Below are 15145 nucleotides of genomic sequence, written 5' to 3'. Positions count from 1 at the left end.
TATGATAAAAATGATATCCAATGTTGTAGTAAAGCGATTACCTCTCAGGAAACCTGGCGAAATCTATTCACTTGTTGAAGTTGATGGTGTTTGCTGTAATGAAAAACTGAAAGGGGGCTATTTAGAAGCGGCTTTTAGTTATAATGATGATTATATCTTACTTTTTTTGTCACAAAATGGTGACGCTTGGGAAGAGATTTTATCTATTTATTTACTTGATTTAAAAAGGAATAAATTTGTCGATCGAGCTAGAATTGGTGGTGGCTACTCTTCTTGGTTTGCTGGGAATGGTATTGATGATATTAAAATTTTATCCGATAATACGATAAGTTTTGAATTTATGTCGTTTAAGGATTCTGATGGTTGGTTACTCGAACTTTTTAACAAACCTATAAAAACCTTTCCGTTTGCACTTAGATATCTACCTTACATTTCCCGTCCAATTTCTTCCAAACGCTATTTTTTGATTAAAAAGAATAAAATATCACTTAACTAAAATCTTTGTATTGAAATACTAGATAGTTGTTAAGATGAAAAATTGTTTATAATAAATTATCTATATATTTTTTGAATATTGGTAATCAATATAGCGATGATCGTTGTTGCGAGTTAGGATTTATCTTTAAATAACAATTATATTTACCTTACAATATTACTAAAGAGGCGAAATGGTAGCTAAAATCATTCTGCAAGATACGTTCAATGAGCAAGATTTTCTACGGTTTGCCGAAAATTGGCAGCAAAATGCATCGATCATCATTGAATCAATATTACAACACAACGACGCAAAAAATCGTATTTTTAACTTTGTCTTAAATCATATTCCAGATTCATTTGCCGAAGCAGTGATTGATATTTTTCTGGAAGATAGTGATTTTATTATTAGTGATGAGGATCTGCTAAAATGTGTAAGGCAAGGCTCCATCGGTTTAAAACAGAGCATACGTTATCGAAAAAAGACACCTCAATATATTCTTAATTTATGTAACCAAGAATAATCAACGCATTACCAATATCAAGGAATATAAAAGATGCTAGATTTTTCCTACTTATCAGATCAAAAAGACAGTAAGCCATCTCTTGTGTTAAGTGATAAAAAAGTGCAATTACTTGAGCAAGCTTTTATCGATTTAAAGCGGAAAACAGGCATCATGATTGATGTCTATGGTCGAAACAGAATCTATCCCGATCATCAAAAAATATTAATCAACTTGTTACAAAAACATAACGACAGCGAAATCCAAAAACTAATTATGCTACTTAAGCAAGCTGTGAGTGAAGACGAAGTGATTATTGCCGATGGTGATTAAATGAATACATTGCTTATTGAAATATACTGACAATCATTTAATATGCCATTATACTGATGTCTGAATATTGAAAGTATCTTAACCTTTTAATTTTTTTTGAAAATGATGAATTTTATTACTATACGAGATATGCTTTCTAACATAGAAGACATGCCATACAGTTTTTTTTATCTTCCCGCTGATCACTCATCTTGGACACTTGATACCCAAGGAGTTTTTAGTCTTGAGGATGAAGATATTTTAGATGATGATGATTCAAACCTGCCTAAACAAGCTATAGAAGAAGGTTGGATACCAACGCTAGAAAAAGCCGAAATTGAAGATATTATTAGCGTGGCTAACAATGAATTAGATAATCCAACATTAGAGGATTTATTTAGCTCTTTTGTCTTTTATTTTAAAAACGATGCTTTTTTACAGTATGATGATTTATAACAATAAAAAAACAGTTGACTTGATATCAAACTTATCTGATAAACTCAATCAATTAGGTATTTTATTACAATCGAATATTGCTAGGCAGTTTAAATTAACTGATATGGCTAGTTATATACATGTTAATATCTTGAAACAACAAATTTATCTGCGTTTCAAATTATCAATTAACAGTATGGAACTATTTGATAATGATATTGTTAATATTCGCATCACAAACGATATGATACATATAACTTGCCTTGTCTATTCAAATTATGGAGTGGATAAAGTAATGGAATATCAAGATAATCTTAATAATTTTGAATTATCTATTTTCGACAACATTGCTCTTAAACTACTGTCATGTTTTAAATCACATATTAATTTTATAGCATAATACCATGTTGCAACCAGAATTGATTAAATAGGATAGCAAAAATGAAAGAAATATGGGTATTTAATGGTGAAGGAGCAAACTTTCCTGCTGGTATATTCACCTCGTTAACTGAAGCTAAAACTTGGATTGAAAAACATCAATTATCTGGTGTATTAACCCGTTATCCTGTGAATACTGGGGTGTATGATTGGGCGATTGCTAATGATTTGTTTACTGCCAAACAAACGTGGCATACAAAACCTGCCTTTATTGAATCTTTTACCTGTGCCTCAATGGAACACTACCATTTTGAAGCAGGACAACAGCAATAGCACTAAAACATTACTAATCATTAAAGCTATTCTGTATAGAAAAAAGCCAAGTTATGTACACAACAATCCATTAACGCATTGACAAAAAAGGAAATAAGTGGTGGAAAAATTTTTCATATTACTTAAAAAAAAGGGAATAAATTATTTTATTAAAAACAATAAAATAACCATTAATGGTAATGTGGACTTATATCATACAAATATTAAGACACTTCCTAATAATTTATCAATTAGTGGGCATCTAAATTTAGCTCATTCACATATAGAAGAATTACCTCAAAATTTAACGACTGGTGGCAATCTAAATTTAAATTATACCCATATCCAGACATTGCCTGATAATCTATCAGTTGGTGGTAATTTATATTTAGCTTACAGCGATATTAAAACATTACCTAACACTTTTTTTTGTGGAGGAAATTTAGATTTAGACTCATCAAAAATAGAATCGTTACCTGATAACTTAACCGTACTTGGTAACTTAATTTTGCAATATACTAAGATAAAAGCATTACCTGAACATATCACAGTTAAGGGAAATTTAAATTTATACGATACTCAAATTGAAGTATTACCAACATATTTATCAATTGGTGGGGGATTAGATTTAAGCTATACAAATATCACAAGTTTACCAGAAAAGTTCTCTATTAATGGTAATTTAGCATTAAGTGGCACTAAATTAACAAACCTGCCTGAAGGCCTTTCTGTTTCTGGAAGTTTAGAACTTGAATATACTGAGATTCAAACATTGCCACGTAATCTTACTATAGGTGGTAATTTAGATTTATTTCACACGCAAATCAATAAATTATCAGAAAATTTATCAGTTGGAGGTTATCTAAGTTTACAAAATCAAAAAATTAACACCTTGCCCGAAAATTTATCCGTAAACGGAACTTTATACATTGATGAGACAGAGATTAAACGATTACCAGAAAGTTTACAGGTAAATCATGTACTGATTTTAGATATCGAAAAAATCGAAAATATTGTTTATTATAAAAATCTTGAAGGGTTTGCTTCAACAATTTTCGCTTGTTGGATCAATAATGAATTTACTATTGTTGCCGCTCGTTTTTTAGGTGCACTTAAAACATTTGAAGAATATGTTGATAAAAATGAATCCTATGAAAATGCAATCAATTACAAAATCGCAGCTAGAGAATGTGTAGAAAAATTAGCTAAAAAACTGAATAAACCTTTTTTATCTAACAGCCTCTAATCTGTCTGATAATTATGGTAAAAACAAAGATATTAATCCAGTAATCTTGTAAATATGTAAGATAATATCTTACTATTCATTACCTAATAGGTATTTAAATTTATGGCGCTAGATTTTATTATCAACTTTGACAATCAGCAATCAGAAATATTTACCATGAGCGAAGATCTTCATGGAAAAATATTTAGTACATCAACCTGCTGGAAAAGTCTTAAACAATTAAAAAGAATTCGTGACTATTACACCGTTAATGTTGTGTTTAATGCTAGCAATTTGGCAATATTGATAACTGATTTAACGCAAATTATGTCACAAATTGAAAATTTTACTCCTGAACTGCAACGGATCATCATCACGCTCAAACAAAAAAATATTAAACAATTACGTGTTACTGGTGATTAACTATTTAGTTATTGAATAATGGATATCAAATACTTAGCCATACGTTTTAGTAATAAAACTTATTATGATAGGGATAACACCACTCAATGTCAGCCGAGTTTAGATTAGTGTTTATAAATCACACATGGTATCAGCAAAATGCCTGTGATATCGCCAATGAAATTTTATCATTACCCACTTATATTGCTAAAAATAGCGCATACTGTTTATCAGGCTCACCATATTGGGATAATAGTAAGAGTAGATTGTTCGATGTCAGACTATTTTTGGAAGATACTCAAATTTTTATTGAAATAAGTGCTCATCCGCCTAGGATCGAAAAAGATTTAGCGCAGTTATTTACATGGATAAGAAGTCAGACTGAGATTAAAATATTAGACGACGATGGGCAAATATCAGGATGGTAAGTCATGATCGCATTGAATGCTAACATTATTAGCTATAAATCAATAGGAAACATTCAAATTGGTGATAACATTCTCACTTATTTGGATGAAATGTACCAACGTTTTGATGTTAAATGTCAAGAATGTGAATTGTATTCTCCACCTGGTGAGCAAAATAGATGGTGCTTCTATTCGTTAAACGATGGCACATTGACAATCACTACCACTTTTGACGGAGACATTATTGGAATAGGATGTAACCAAAATTACCAAGGCAAATATATAAATAAATATCAAAACGAGTTATATGCTGGCATTACCATGGAAGAGTTGTGCTATCTAACTAAGTTTCGAGCTATCTTACTTGGCATGCTGATTGTTGATGATGATTATGGTCTATCTTTCACACTACCTTCACCTTACGATGAAATCGCTGATAATATAAAAGACATCCCCTATGATTTAAAACTTAATGAACTTTATGTCACGGATTATTCTCAATGGAAGCCCAAAGCATATAAAAAGAAAACGCCGAAAAAACGCCGTATACCTAAACCTTATTCTTATTTTTAGTGTTAATTTAAAATATAAGCTATAAACGCCCTCTTCCTAAATTTTGTGTATTTTAAAGTTAAAGGTGACGGATGCTCGGTCAATTATTCATTTAATGCAGCTTCAATTACCTGTTTATTCATAAAACCCGTTAATTTACCTAAATCCTCCTGCATTTTTATGCTGTTAGCCAGCTAGCTACCATTCTTCTTAGTTTTTGTTCATCCATTTTAAGTTGTTGCATTAGCTCTAGTATTTGGTTTGTTCTTTTTTAAATTATTTTTAATCTTTTTAGAAAGAAATACCACAACGCTAATTAAAATAAAATTAATAACAAAATCAAAAATGAACGTACCTGCCGATGTTAATATGCTTTTTTGTAAATGGAAAAAATAAGAAAACTAACTAATGTAATTATCCACGTTATCCTTATTATTGAAAAACATTATATATCATTCGCCCATCCCATTGATTAATTAAAATATATAAATTAAACACGCAATTAACTTAACTTGTTACTTTTTAAAAATTTTTGAAAGATTATAACGATCAGTAAGGTTAATTGTGATAGATAAAACCTATTATAATATATTTTATTGATCTGCGAAACCGATCATAATACAATAGTCAATCTTTTTAACTTAACCTTTACTTTACTTTTAATAAATTTTTATAGATAAGGAGAAAATGATGCTTGGTAGAATTTTGAACGGTTATTATTCTGATCTTGACGGAGATTATTATATTACAACGAATCCTTTAGTTAGAGATGGTATAGCTTTGCTTTATTGGATTGGGTTTACTTTAATTATTTTTGATAAATTTTTGGGACTAGATAATCCTATTAAAGTTTTTATGGCACTTTACGATATGTTTCATAATTTAGGCGGTTTACAAGGGTTTGGGATTTTGATTATTTACTTTTTCTTTACTAGCTTTATTTTTGGTTGGCTTCCAAGCATGTTTACATTAAGAATTTTAAAAATTTTAGAAAACTTATCTGGTAAATAAATAACTATTTAAATAATGAGGCTTATTTGTGTTAATTACAAGGAATAAAATAATGAAAAAAATAATTAGTTTTGTGTGTGTTAGTGTTTTAGGTTTTGTTTTGGTGGGATGTGGTGATAAAAACACAATTATTTATGATTTAAAAACAGGTAAAGCAACAGCAAGTGGTTTTGATTCTCAAGCTCCAGATTTAACTGGAGTTGGTTATATGAAAATAATGAATGAGATTAGTAAAAATTGTAATCTTGATACTGTAACACTTGCTATAAATTTAAATACTGATGGTAAATACACAACAAAAGTTTGTAAAAACGGCATTACTTACAAATTAATTAATGCTAAGTAAAAAAGAAAGGGGTTAAATAATGAAAAAAATAATTAGTTTTTTTTGTATTAGTGTTTTAAGCATGATGTTGGTTGGTTGTGGTGATGATGAGTTTGTAAAATTTGCTAAAGAAGCAATAAAAGATCAAAAAGAATGGGCTATGCTTTATGATTTTAAAAATAACAAATTCTATCAGTATCATACTTATTCAATTCGTAAAAATCAAGAACCATCTTTTATAATTGATCGTGAATTGAAAAATTGCTCAGTTTCAAAAGAAGAAATAAATAAAGTAATATTATCTGACGATTCAATTAATTTAACTTGTGATTCATACTTTGTTGGTGATTTAAAAGTAAAAGTGAAAATTGTTGGCAAAAAATCATCATATGATCAAAATATTCTTGATAATGATTTTAATTATCTATTTAACTTTAACACTAACAAAGTATATTATAAAATTTCAGGTGATACAGATGAGCAAATGAAAAAAAATGCAGAAAAAACAAAAAGTTCATGTCACTCAAAAGATAAAGAAATTTATGACGATTGCGGTCTCTTTAATTCAAGAGAGAAAATAATTGGTTTATAAGTAATAATAAAAAGAGGGGATTCCCTCTTTTTATAAAATTGTTGGGAGTTTTACCTTTTTATTTTGTATATGTTGTATATCTTCTTCTTTTTCAATTTTAAACTTATTTAATAAATACTCTTTTTCTTTCAAATTACATTTTTTAGTAATTTCACTTCTGCTAAAATATAAAAAATAACTTATTTTATAATAAGTTAGCTTTAATTTTTTATTTTTATTAAATAATGTAATTATGTTATTTTTTAAGGTATTAATGATGTTAAAAAAGGGTTTTGAAAGGAAAAAATGGTCGGCGAGAGAGGATTCGAACCTCCGACCCACTGGTCCCAAACCAGTTGCGCTACCAAGCTGCGCTACTCGCCGTTGGAAGCGCATAATACTGCGCTTCCTAAAAAGTGTCAATACCTACGATAAAAATTTATATCTGCTATGTCTTTATTTCGATAAAGGTGCTGGTGTTTTACCAATTCGTTGATAAAATTCAATGACAAAATTTTCGTAACGTTTATTCGCAACAGCTTCACGAATTTCAGCCATTAAACGTTGATAATAACGTAAATTGTGGATGGTATTTAGTCGTGCACCTAAAATCTCACCACACTTATCTAAATGATGAAGATATGATTTAGTATAATTTTTGCAAGTATAACAATCACAATGAGGATCAAGCGGAGTAGTGTCGTCTTTATATTTTGCATTACGAATTTTAATTACACCATTTGTGACAAATAAGTGACCATTACGTGCATTACGGGTTGGCATCACACAGTCAAACATATCAATACCTCGACGTACACCTTCAACTAAATCTTCAGGTTTACCCACGCCCATTAGGTAACGAGGTTTATCGGCTGGTAATTGTGGACAAGTACCCTCCAAAATGCGATGCATATCAGCTTTAGGCTCTCCAACAGCTAATCCACCAACAGCATAGCCATCAAAGCCTATTTCGGTCAATCCTTTAATTGAGATATCACGTAATTCTTGATGTATTCCGCCTTGCACAATACCAAAGAGTGCATTTTTGTTGCCTAATTCATCAAAACGCTTTCGGCTACGTTTAGCCCAACGTAAAGACATTTCCATTGATTTTTTGACATAATCCCAATCAGCAGGAAACGGGGCGCATTCATCAAAAATCATCACAATATCAGAACCAAGATCATATTGAATTTCCATTGAAACCTCAGGTGATAAGAAAATCGAATCACCATTAATCGGATTACGGAAATAGACACCTTCCTCTTTGATTTTGCGGATATCACCTAAACTAAAGACTTGAAACCCTCCCGAATCGGTCAAAATTGGGCCATGCCACTGCATAAAATCATGTAAATCACCATGTTTTCGCATGATTTCTTGTCCAGGCCTTAACCATAAATGGAATGTGTTGCCTAGTAATATTTGAGCTCCAGTTGCAGTAACCTCTTCAGGGGTCATACCTTTTACCGTGCCATAAGTACCAACAGGCATAAATGCTGGTGTTTCAACGGTATATTCAACTCCACGACGATCGAATTTCATACGTCCTCGACGAGCAAGCCCATCGGTATTGTCTAGTTCAAATTTCATTTTTTTGTTAACCTCTTGCGACCAAATAAACAGTTTGGCGCGAATTATTGTTATAATACGTCACCGTATCATTAATTTTCGGTGTTAGTTTATCGTGCTAGGCATCAATAAACAATATTTGAAAGGATTTAAGACATTTGAAGCATATTAATTTATTTTTAATATCATGTTTTTCAATTAGTTTATTAGTTGGTTGTCAAAACTTCAATAATGAAGTTGCGCTAATTATTACATCAGACAAAATTAAACATTTATCTGAACAAGACATCGAGGCTATTGGAGCACAAGCGTGTGCTGACTCAGATAAACGATCTGTTATTGCTAATGAAAGTAGTTGGCTTACCCAAAAACTTGAAAAACTAACTCAAACGTTGCCTAAAAAGATTAATGATATTGAAGTAAATTACAAAGTTTATTTAAATACTGATCCTAATGCATGGGCAACAGCTAATGGTTGTATTCGCATAAACAGTGGATTAATAAAATTATTAAACGATAATGAATTACAGGCAGTTTTAGCTCATGAACAAGCTCATATTGCTCTTAAGCATGCTATAAAATCATTTAAACTAGCCCCTTATGTTGGGATAACCAATAAAGAGGTAATAGTTCTTGTTAAAGAAGATATTGCTCAACAATATGAGTTTGAAGCCGATCATTATGCCTTGGAATTATTAATGAGCAGTAATATTAACCCAATCGGGCTTGTAACTATGTTAAAAAAAATGCCGATTCATTCAAAAACAAAAACATCGCATCCATCAAATACAAAACGTATTGATCGTATTTTAGATCAATTAGGCAATAAATAAGTATTTATATAGATAAGCTTAATATAGCCATAAAGTTTGAACTTAGCTTAATTACATTGGATATTTATTTGATATTTATTAATATTTATTACTTTTCGCTGTAATAAACATAGCATCACCATAACTAAAAAATCGATAGTTTTCTTTAACAGCATGTTGGTAAGCTTTCATGGTGTTTTCATAACCAGCAAAGGCAGAAACAAGCATAATCAAAGTTGATTCAGGTAAATGAAAATTAGTTATGAGCGAATCAATGACCTTAAATTGATACCCCGGATAAATAAAAATTTGGGTATCGGCAAAAAAAGGAGCTATTTTTCCTGTGTTTTGTGCTGCACTTTCTAAAGCTCGAACAGAAGTTGTTCCCACAGCGATAACTTTTTTGTTTCGTGCTTTACATGCTAACACCGCTTCCACAACAGTTTCTGGCACTTCAGCATATTCAGAGTGCATAATATGGTTTTCAATGTTTTCAACCCTAACTGGTTGGAATGTTCCTGCTCCAACGTGTAAAGTGACAAATGCCATTTCGACGCCTTTCTGTTTTAGTTTTTCTAATAAAGGTTTATCGAAATGAAGACCCGCCGTGGGTGCAGCAACGGCTCCTGGCACTTTACTATACACTGTTTGATAAACTTCACGATCTTGTTCATTATCTGGGCGATCAATATATGGCGGTAATGGAATATGACCTATCTTATTTAAAACACTAAGCACATCGTCAGGAAATTGCAATTCAAATAAAGCATCGTGGCGTGTTAGCATGGTAACCTTAATAGGGTCATTTTCACCTAATATTAGTTCAGCACCTGCTTTGGGTGATTTTGAAGCTCTAATATGCGCTAGAGCTCGGTTATTATCTAATATTCTTTCAATTAATATTTCAATTTTTCCACCTGAAGCTTTTTTTCCATATAAGCGAGCAGGAATAACTTTAGTATTGTTGAAAATAAGTAAATCACCCGGATTGATTTTATCGATAATATCAGTAAATACATTATCTTCAACTTTACCTGTATGGCTATCAAGAGATAAAAGTCGGCATGCACTTCTGTTTTTTGAAGGATGTTTGGCAATTAGTTCTTTAGGAAGATAAAAATCAAAATCGGATAGTTGCATAATCGTGTTCCTCAAAAATGAGGCATTAGTCTAAAGCCCGGATATTGTCTAATCAAGCAATTATTTGTTGATTATTATAAAAGTTACGTTAAAATTTAAATTGTCTAAAGAAATTAGGCATTTGACATTTATATTAATATAAGGAAAAGAGTATGAATAAACATCAAAAAACATTGTTAGTTGCACTACCTCTAGTTGCAGCAATGTCACTCGTTGGTTGTAAAAATATGAGCGCAGATGACTTAACTAGCCTTGGCATGAAAAGTTTGCAAGCTGCTACTCTAAGTGATAATGATGTTAAAGCATTAAGTCAACAATCATGTGCTGAAATGGATGCTCAATCAAGAATTGCTCCAGCAAAAAGCGCTTATACTAAACGATTAAATAAAATTGCAAAAACACTTGGTAATAATCTAAACGGTACACCAATCAACTATAAAGTATACATCACAAAAGATGTTAATGCATGGGCAATGGCTAATGGTTGTGTTCGTGTATATAGTGGTCTAATGGATATGATGACTGATAACGAAATTCAAGGTGTTTTAGGTCACGAATTAGGTCACGTAGCTTTAGGTCATAGTAAAAAAGCAATGCAAGTTGCTTATGCGACTGAAATTGCACGTGATGCAGCAGCAGCATCTGGTAATGCAAAAATTGCCGCTCTATCTAAATCTAGCTTAGGCGCTTTAGCATCAGCAGTGATTAATTCTCAATTTTCACAAAAACAAGAACAAGATGCGGATAACTATTCTTTCGATTTCTTAGTTAAGAAAAAAATTAATCCAGTAGGTCTTGCAACTGCATTTGATAAATTAGGTGGCGGTGACGCTTCAATCTTAAGTAGCCATCCATCTTCAACAGATCGTGCAAATAATATTCGTAAAAAAATCGCTGAACTTAAAAAATAAGCACAGTAATTTTTAATCAAAAGCGCTATTAATGGCGCTTTTTTTATTTGTTACCAATAAAATAAAATTTGAAGACGAAGCTAAGATTTAAAAGTTTCAAGGCGATTATTGATAATACATTGATCTTTAACCATTTCAAATGAAACCAAAACCCCTTCCAAATTAATACCTAGAGTAATCAAAATGTTATCGAAAACATAATAGTAACGCATGTGCTCTTCATAGATATGATCTTTAAATCTATAATTATGATTAAACTGATTGGTTAACTCAAACGGCTGACCAATTTTAAAGTCAAAACCAAGAAAATCTAAAATTTGATTTGCTTTATCACATAAGAAAGTGTTGTCTATAACTTCATCAATTGATAATGCCTCAACATTATCCGAAATATAAAAAAAGAGAATTTGATAACCACAGACTTTTCCTATTCCTGAAATATCACCATAACCGAAGTCTTCGATAATACGATACTCATCTAAATTAAAAAAAAGATCGATATCAAGTGTGGCGAATCTTGTTATTTGATACATACCAGCTAACTTACTATTAAATTTTTAGTTTTGAATGTTACTGAAAAAAGTTATTAACTCTTTACAAAGTTGCAAGTAATTTTCTTTTTAAAATAAGTCGAAGATCATCGCCCACCATAGCAATCGATTCAAATTGAAATTGTGGTGCTAATGAAAGCTTTTGCAGATTTGGCAATATACACATATCTAACGCATTATGACCAAGTAATTTTGGTGCATAATAAATAATTAATTCATCCACTAAATCTTGTTCTATTAGAGCTCCAGCCAGATGAGCACCAGCTTCAACCCAAACCGAATTTATTTGTTTTTCGGCTAATAATGCAAACAATTTAGATAAATCTATTTGTTTACAACTAGATGATTCTATAATTAATTTGGTATTTTGTTTTGCAATAAGGTTATCTTTTTTTCGTACTATCCATGTTTCACCTGGCTGATTGAAAATATTTTCAGTACCTGTTAGCTGAGCTTGACTATCAATAATTACACGAATAGGTTGCCGGATTTTTTCTGGTAGGTAGATTTTTTTTATTTCATCAGGTAATTCGTTATATCTAACTGTTAAACTTGCATTATCAGCTTGCACAGTCGCACGAGTACTTAAAATACAGCTTGCTTGAGCTCGGAACTGTTGCACATCTTCTCTTGCCTTATTTGATGTTATCCATTTGCTTTCACCAGATGCCATGGCAATTTTACCATCTAATGAGGCGGCTAGTTTAAGTTGAATATAAGGCAAACCTGTTCGCATGAGTTTTAAAAAGCCTTTATTAATAGCTTCTGCTTGCTCAGTTAAAACGCCAATGGTGACATCTATTCCTGCTTCTTTTAAGCGTTTAATACCATTACCTGCAACATTAGGGTTAGGATCTTGCATCGCAATTACTACACGAATGATGCCAGCTTTAATAAGCGCATCAGCACAAGGAGGTGTTCGACCAAAATGACTACAAGGCTCTAATGTCACATAAGCTGTTGCGCCGATTGCCTCATCACCAGCCATTTTTAGTGCATGAACTTCGGCATGAGGCTCACCAGCTTTTTGGTGATAACCTTTGCCAATTATTTGATCATCTTTAACAATGACACAGCCAACATTAGGATTTGGTGTTGTTGTAAAACGACCAAGCTTAGCCAAATCAATGGCTTGTTGCATATAGAAGTGATCTTTATTGCAAATTGCAGTCATATTGTTGATTATTTTTGTTGTAACTTAGCAATTTCATTACTAAATTGTTCGATATCGTCAAAACTAAAATAAACCGAAGCAAAACGAATATAAGCAATTTTATCTAGATTTTTAAGTTCTTCAATCACATAGTCACCAATTAATTTTGCTGGGACTTCACGTTCACCTGTTGCTCTTAGTTTAGATTTTATACGTGTAATCGCATCTTCAATGGCATCAAAACTCACTGGACGTTTTTCAAGAGCCCTTTTCATACCATTACGTAATTTATCTTCATTGAATGGTTCGCGAACTTTATTGCTTTTAATGACATTAGGCATAATTAATTCAGCAACTTCAAATGTAGTAAATCTTTCATTACATTCAACACATTGCCGTCTACGTCGGACTTGAAATCCTTCACCAACAAGACGTGAATCGATCACCTTTGTATCATCTGCATTACAAAAAGGACAGTGCATAAATGTATCCTTATGGCAACAAAATAATCATTACAATATCTGAAAATTTTGATTTAAACAAGGGTCTAATTGTTATGACGTTAATCATTATACTAGAAAAATAGGTATGGTTTATTCACCTTAAATGTTAGTTTTATCATCGATAGTATTAAAATACATGATGATGAAGATTCACTAAACATTCAAAAATTAGCCACCTATTTGGTGGCATAAAACACTTACTAATTTAATTTAATGAGAAAATCTCTTAATTTAGCAAAATCATCAGGCATACAATGAGAAAGCAATGTCATATCAGCTCGCTCTGCTAACTCTTTAGGCAATGGAACTGATTTACCTAAAATATCTTCAACCACTTCTTTAAATTTAGCAGGATGTGCCGTACCTAAAAATAGTCCATATTCACCCTCTTGTAACTGATCACGCAGTGCTCGATAAGCAATTGCACCATGAGGTTCAGATAAGTAACCTTTTTGATCAAGTTCACAAACAGTTTGCTTAGCAACTTCATCCGAAACAGTAGCATGACCGAGTGATTTAAGATCCCATCCCTCACGCTTATAAATCTCTTCGATACGTGGCCAGTTATTTGGTTGACTTACATCCATTGCATTCGATAATGTTGCAATGGTTGTGTGAGGTTCCCACTTACCGGTTTCTAAATAACGAGGTACTGTATCATTGGCATTCGTTGCAGCAATAAAGCGTTTAATAGGTAATCCCATTGTTTTCGCAAGTAGACCTGCTGTTAAGTCTCCAAAATTGCCACTTGGCACAGAAATAACCAGCTGTTCACGTTGGGTTGATGTGAGTTGTGCAAAAGCTTCAAAATAGTAACAGATTTGTGCTAATAATCGGCTAATATTAATTGAGTTAGCGGAGTTTAAACCTATTGTTTTTTTCAAATCTTCATCATCAAATGCCTTTTTAACTAAGGCTTGACACGCATCAAAGTCACTTTGAATAGCAATTGTATGTATATTATCACCTAAAGTACAAAATAACTTTTCTTGTAATGGACTAATTTTACCTTCTGGGTATAAAATCACGACGCGAATATTTGGTAAATGATAAAACGCATGAGCAACAGCCGCACCAGTATCGCCAGAAGTAGCAGTCAAAATAGTAATTTTTTTGTCAGCAGCAACTTGCACTAAAGCTTGCGCCATAAAGCGCCCACCAAAATCTTTAAATGCTAATGTTGGTCCATGATATAGTTCTAATGAACCAATATCTGCTTCCACAGAAGTTACTGGAGCAGGGAATTGAAATGCATTTTTAACAAGTCTATGCATATCATCACAGCTAATCTCATCACCAATAAAAGCAGATAAGATCTTGGCACTTCGAGTAATGAAATCAAGTTTTAATAACGACTCAATTTCGGATGATGAAAATTTAGGTAATTGTTGAGGAAAAAATAAACCTTGTCCTCTTCCTAATCCTTGTTGAACTGCTTGTGCAAAGCTAACTTGCTGGGAATGATCTTTTAAGTTATATAATTTCATAATATTTTCCGGTTATCTTTATGCTGTAATATTTCACTCTTCGTAATATCAACTTGTTGAATAATAGTTGGCAATTTTGTTATATTTAACTCTACTTTTTATAGTAAAC

21 protein-coding genes and 1 tRNA gene are annotated in these 15145 nt (G+C 31.8%); 15 read left to right on the top strand and 7 right to left on the bottom strand.

Going from position 1 to position 15145, the window contains the following annotated elements; all coding sequences use genetic code 11:
• Positions 1-10: 10 nt before the first annotated feature.
• The 13 genes from GYW75_RS07615 (at position 11) to GYW75_RS07555 (ending at position 6928) form a co-directional block, all read left to right on the top strand.
• A complete protein-coding gene (locus GYW75_RS07615; RefSeq protein WP_085165001.1) occupies positions 11-496 on the top strand; it encodes a hypothetical protein in 486 nt (161 codons plus the stop codon).
• Between the two features lie 172 nt (positions 497-668).
• Positions 669-998: a hypothetical protein gene (locus GYW75_RS07610; RefSeq protein ID WP_085165003.1), complete on the top strand. Its 330-nt coding sequence runs from the start codon at positions 669-671 to the stop codon at positions 996-998.
• Between the two features lie 33 nt (positions 999-1031).
• Positions 1032-1310 carry a hypothetical protein gene (locus GYW75_RS07605; RefSeq protein WP_065575069.1) on the top strand — a complete coding sequence of 93 codons (279 nt, stop codon included), beginning with the start codon at positions 1032-1034 and terminating at the stop codon, positions 1308-1310.
• Positions 1311-1412: 102 nt separating this feature from the next.
• Positions 1413-1745, top strand: coding sequence for a DUF7716 domain-containing protein (locus tag GYW75_RS07600; RefSeq protein WP_296300422.1), 333 nt, complete (start codon positions 1413-1415; stop codon positions 1743-1745).
• Positions 1746-1764: 19 nt separating this feature from the next.
• The gene (locus tag GYW75_RS07595; RefSeq protein WP_238786436.1) at positions 1765-2124 is read left to right on the top strand and encodes a hypothetical protein; all 360 of its coding nucleotides are present in this window, start codon (positions 1765-1767) and stop codon (positions 2122-2124) included.
• A gap of 41 nt (positions 2125-2165) precedes the next feature.
• Complete coding sequence (locus GYW75_RS07590; protein ID WP_085165008.1) at positions 2166-2435, top strand: DUF7710 domain-containing protein; 270 nt, start codon at positions 2166-2168, stop codon at positions 2433-2435.
• A gap of 97 nt (positions 2436-2532) precedes the next feature.
• Positions 2533-3660 carry a hypothetical protein gene (locus tag GYW75_RS07585; protein WP_174798919.1) on the top strand — a complete coding sequence of 376 codons (1128 nt, stop codon included), beginning with the start codon at positions 2533-2535 and terminating at the stop codon, positions 3658-3660.
• A gap of 102 nt (positions 3661-3762) precedes the next feature.
• Entirely contained in the window at positions 3763-4062 is a 300-nt protein-coding gene (locus GYW75_RS07580; RefSeq protein ID WP_065575016.1) for a hypothetical protein, read from the top strand.
• Between the two features lie 86 nt (positions 4063-4148).
• Positions 4149-4469 carry a hypothetical protein gene (locus GYW75_RS07575; protein ID WP_034913579.1) on the top strand — a complete coding sequence of 107 codons (321 nt, stop codon included), beginning with the start codon at positions 4149-4151 and terminating at the stop codon, positions 4467-4469.
• Positions 4470-4472: 3 nt separating this feature from the next.
• Entirely contained in the window at positions 4473-5021 is a 549-nt protein-coding gene (locus tag GYW75_RS07570; RefSeq protein ID WP_065589876.1) for a hypothetical protein, read from the top strand.
• Positions 5022-5687: 666 nt separating this feature from the next.
• On the top strand, positions 5688-6011 hold the full coding sequence (locus tag GYW75_RS07565; RefSeq protein WP_143421966.1) for a hypothetical protein: 324 nt from the start codon (positions 5688-5690) through the stop codon (positions 6009-6011).
• 52 nt (positions 6012-6063) lie between these two features.
• Entirely contained in the window at positions 6064-6357 is a 294-nt protein-coding gene (locus tag GYW75_RS07560; RefSeq protein WP_065589874.1) for a hypothetical protein, read from the top strand.
• Between the two features lie 19 nt (positions 6358-6376).
• Positions 6377-6928 (top strand): hypothetical protein, encoded by a 552-nt coding sequence (locus tag GYW75_RS07555; protein ID WP_065589873.1) that lies wholly within the window; start codon positions 6377-6379, stop codon positions 6926-6928.
• Positions 6929-7214: 286 nt separating this feature from the next.
• Here the strand turns inward: GYW75_RS07555 and GYW75_RS07550 are convergent.
• Together GYW75_RS07550 and tgt are read right to left on the bottom strand one after the other, a co-directional pair.
• A tRNA-Pro gene (locus GYW75_RS07550) sits at positions 7215-7291 on the bottom strand.
• A gap of 72 nt (positions 7292-7363) precedes the next feature.
• Positions 7364-8500, bottom strand: coding sequence for a tRNA guanosine(34) transglycosylase Tgt (tgt, locus tag GYW75_RS07545; RefSeq protein ID WP_065589872.1), 1137 nt, complete (start codon positions 8498-8500; stop codon positions 7364-7366).
• A 137-nt stretch (positions 8501-8637) separates the two neighbouring features.
• Here tgt and GYW75_RS07540 point away from each other — a divergent pair, with 137 nt between their 5' ends.
• On the top strand, positions 8638-9312 hold the full coding sequence (locus tag GYW75_RS07540) for a M48 family metalloprotease (RefSeq protein ID WP_174798918.1): 675 nt from the start codon (positions 8638-8640) through the stop codon (positions 9310-9312).
• A 78-nt stretch (positions 9313-9390) separates the two neighbouring features.
• Here the strand turns inward: GYW75_RS07540 and queA are convergent, their stop codons facing one another.
• The gene (gene queA / locus GYW75_RS07535) at positions 9391-10431 is read right to left on the bottom strand and encodes a tRNA preQ1(34) S-adenosylmethionine ribosyltransferase-isomerase QueA (protein WP_174798917.1); all 1041 of its coding nucleotides are present in this window, start codon (positions 10429-10431) and stop codon (positions 9391-9393) included.
• Positions 10432-10583: 152 nt separating this feature from the next.
• Between queA and loiP the strand changes: the two genes are divergently transcribed.
• On the top strand, positions 10584-11342 hold the full coding sequence (gene loiP, locus GYW75_RS07530; protein WP_174798916.1) for a metalloprotease LoiP: 759 nt from the start codon (positions 10584-10586) through the stop codon (positions 11340-11342).
• Between the two features lie 80 nt (positions 11343-11422).
• On the opposite strand, the gene GYW75_RS07525 is transcribed toward loiP, so the two are convergent.
• From GYW75_RS07525 to thrC, 4 genes are all read right to left on the bottom strand, one after another.
• Positions 11423-11875, bottom strand: a complete 453-nt coding sequence (locus tag GYW75_RS07525; RefSeq protein ID WP_174798915.1) for a hypothetical protein — start codon at positions 11873-11875, stop codon at positions 11423-11425.
• A 61-nt stretch (positions 11876-11936) separates the two neighbouring features.
• Positions 11937-13067 (bottom strand): bifunctional diaminohydroxyphosphoribosylaminopyrimidine deaminase/5-amino-6-(5-phosphoribosylamino)uracil reductase RibD, encoded by a 1131-nt coding sequence (gene ribD / locus GYW75_RS07520; protein WP_174798914.1) that lies wholly within the window; start codon positions 13065-13067, stop codon positions 11937-11939.
• Between the two features lie 8 nt (positions 13068-13075).
• On the bottom strand, positions 13076-13528 hold the full coding sequence (gene nrdR / locus GYW75_RS07515; RefSeq protein ID WP_065560389.1) for a transcriptional regulator NrdR: 453 nt from the start codon (positions 13526-13528) through the stop codon (positions 13076-13078).
• Between the two features lie 221 nt (positions 13529-13749).
• Complete coding sequence (gene thrC, locus GYW75_RS07510) at positions 13750-15036, bottom strand: threonine synthase (protein ID WP_174798913.1); 1287 nt, start codon at positions 15034-15036, stop codon at positions 13750-13752.
• Positions 15037-15145: the final 109 nt, after the last annotated feature.

The organism is Gilliamella sp. ESL0232 (genome assembly GCF_013346885.1).
Lineage (GTDB): Bacteria > Pseudomonadota > Gammaproteobacteria > Enterobacterales > Orbaceae > Gilliamella > Gilliamella bombi.
The sequence above is the reverse complement of the archived record's forward strand: the minus strand, read 5'-3'. Positions and strand labels throughout refer to the sequence as shown.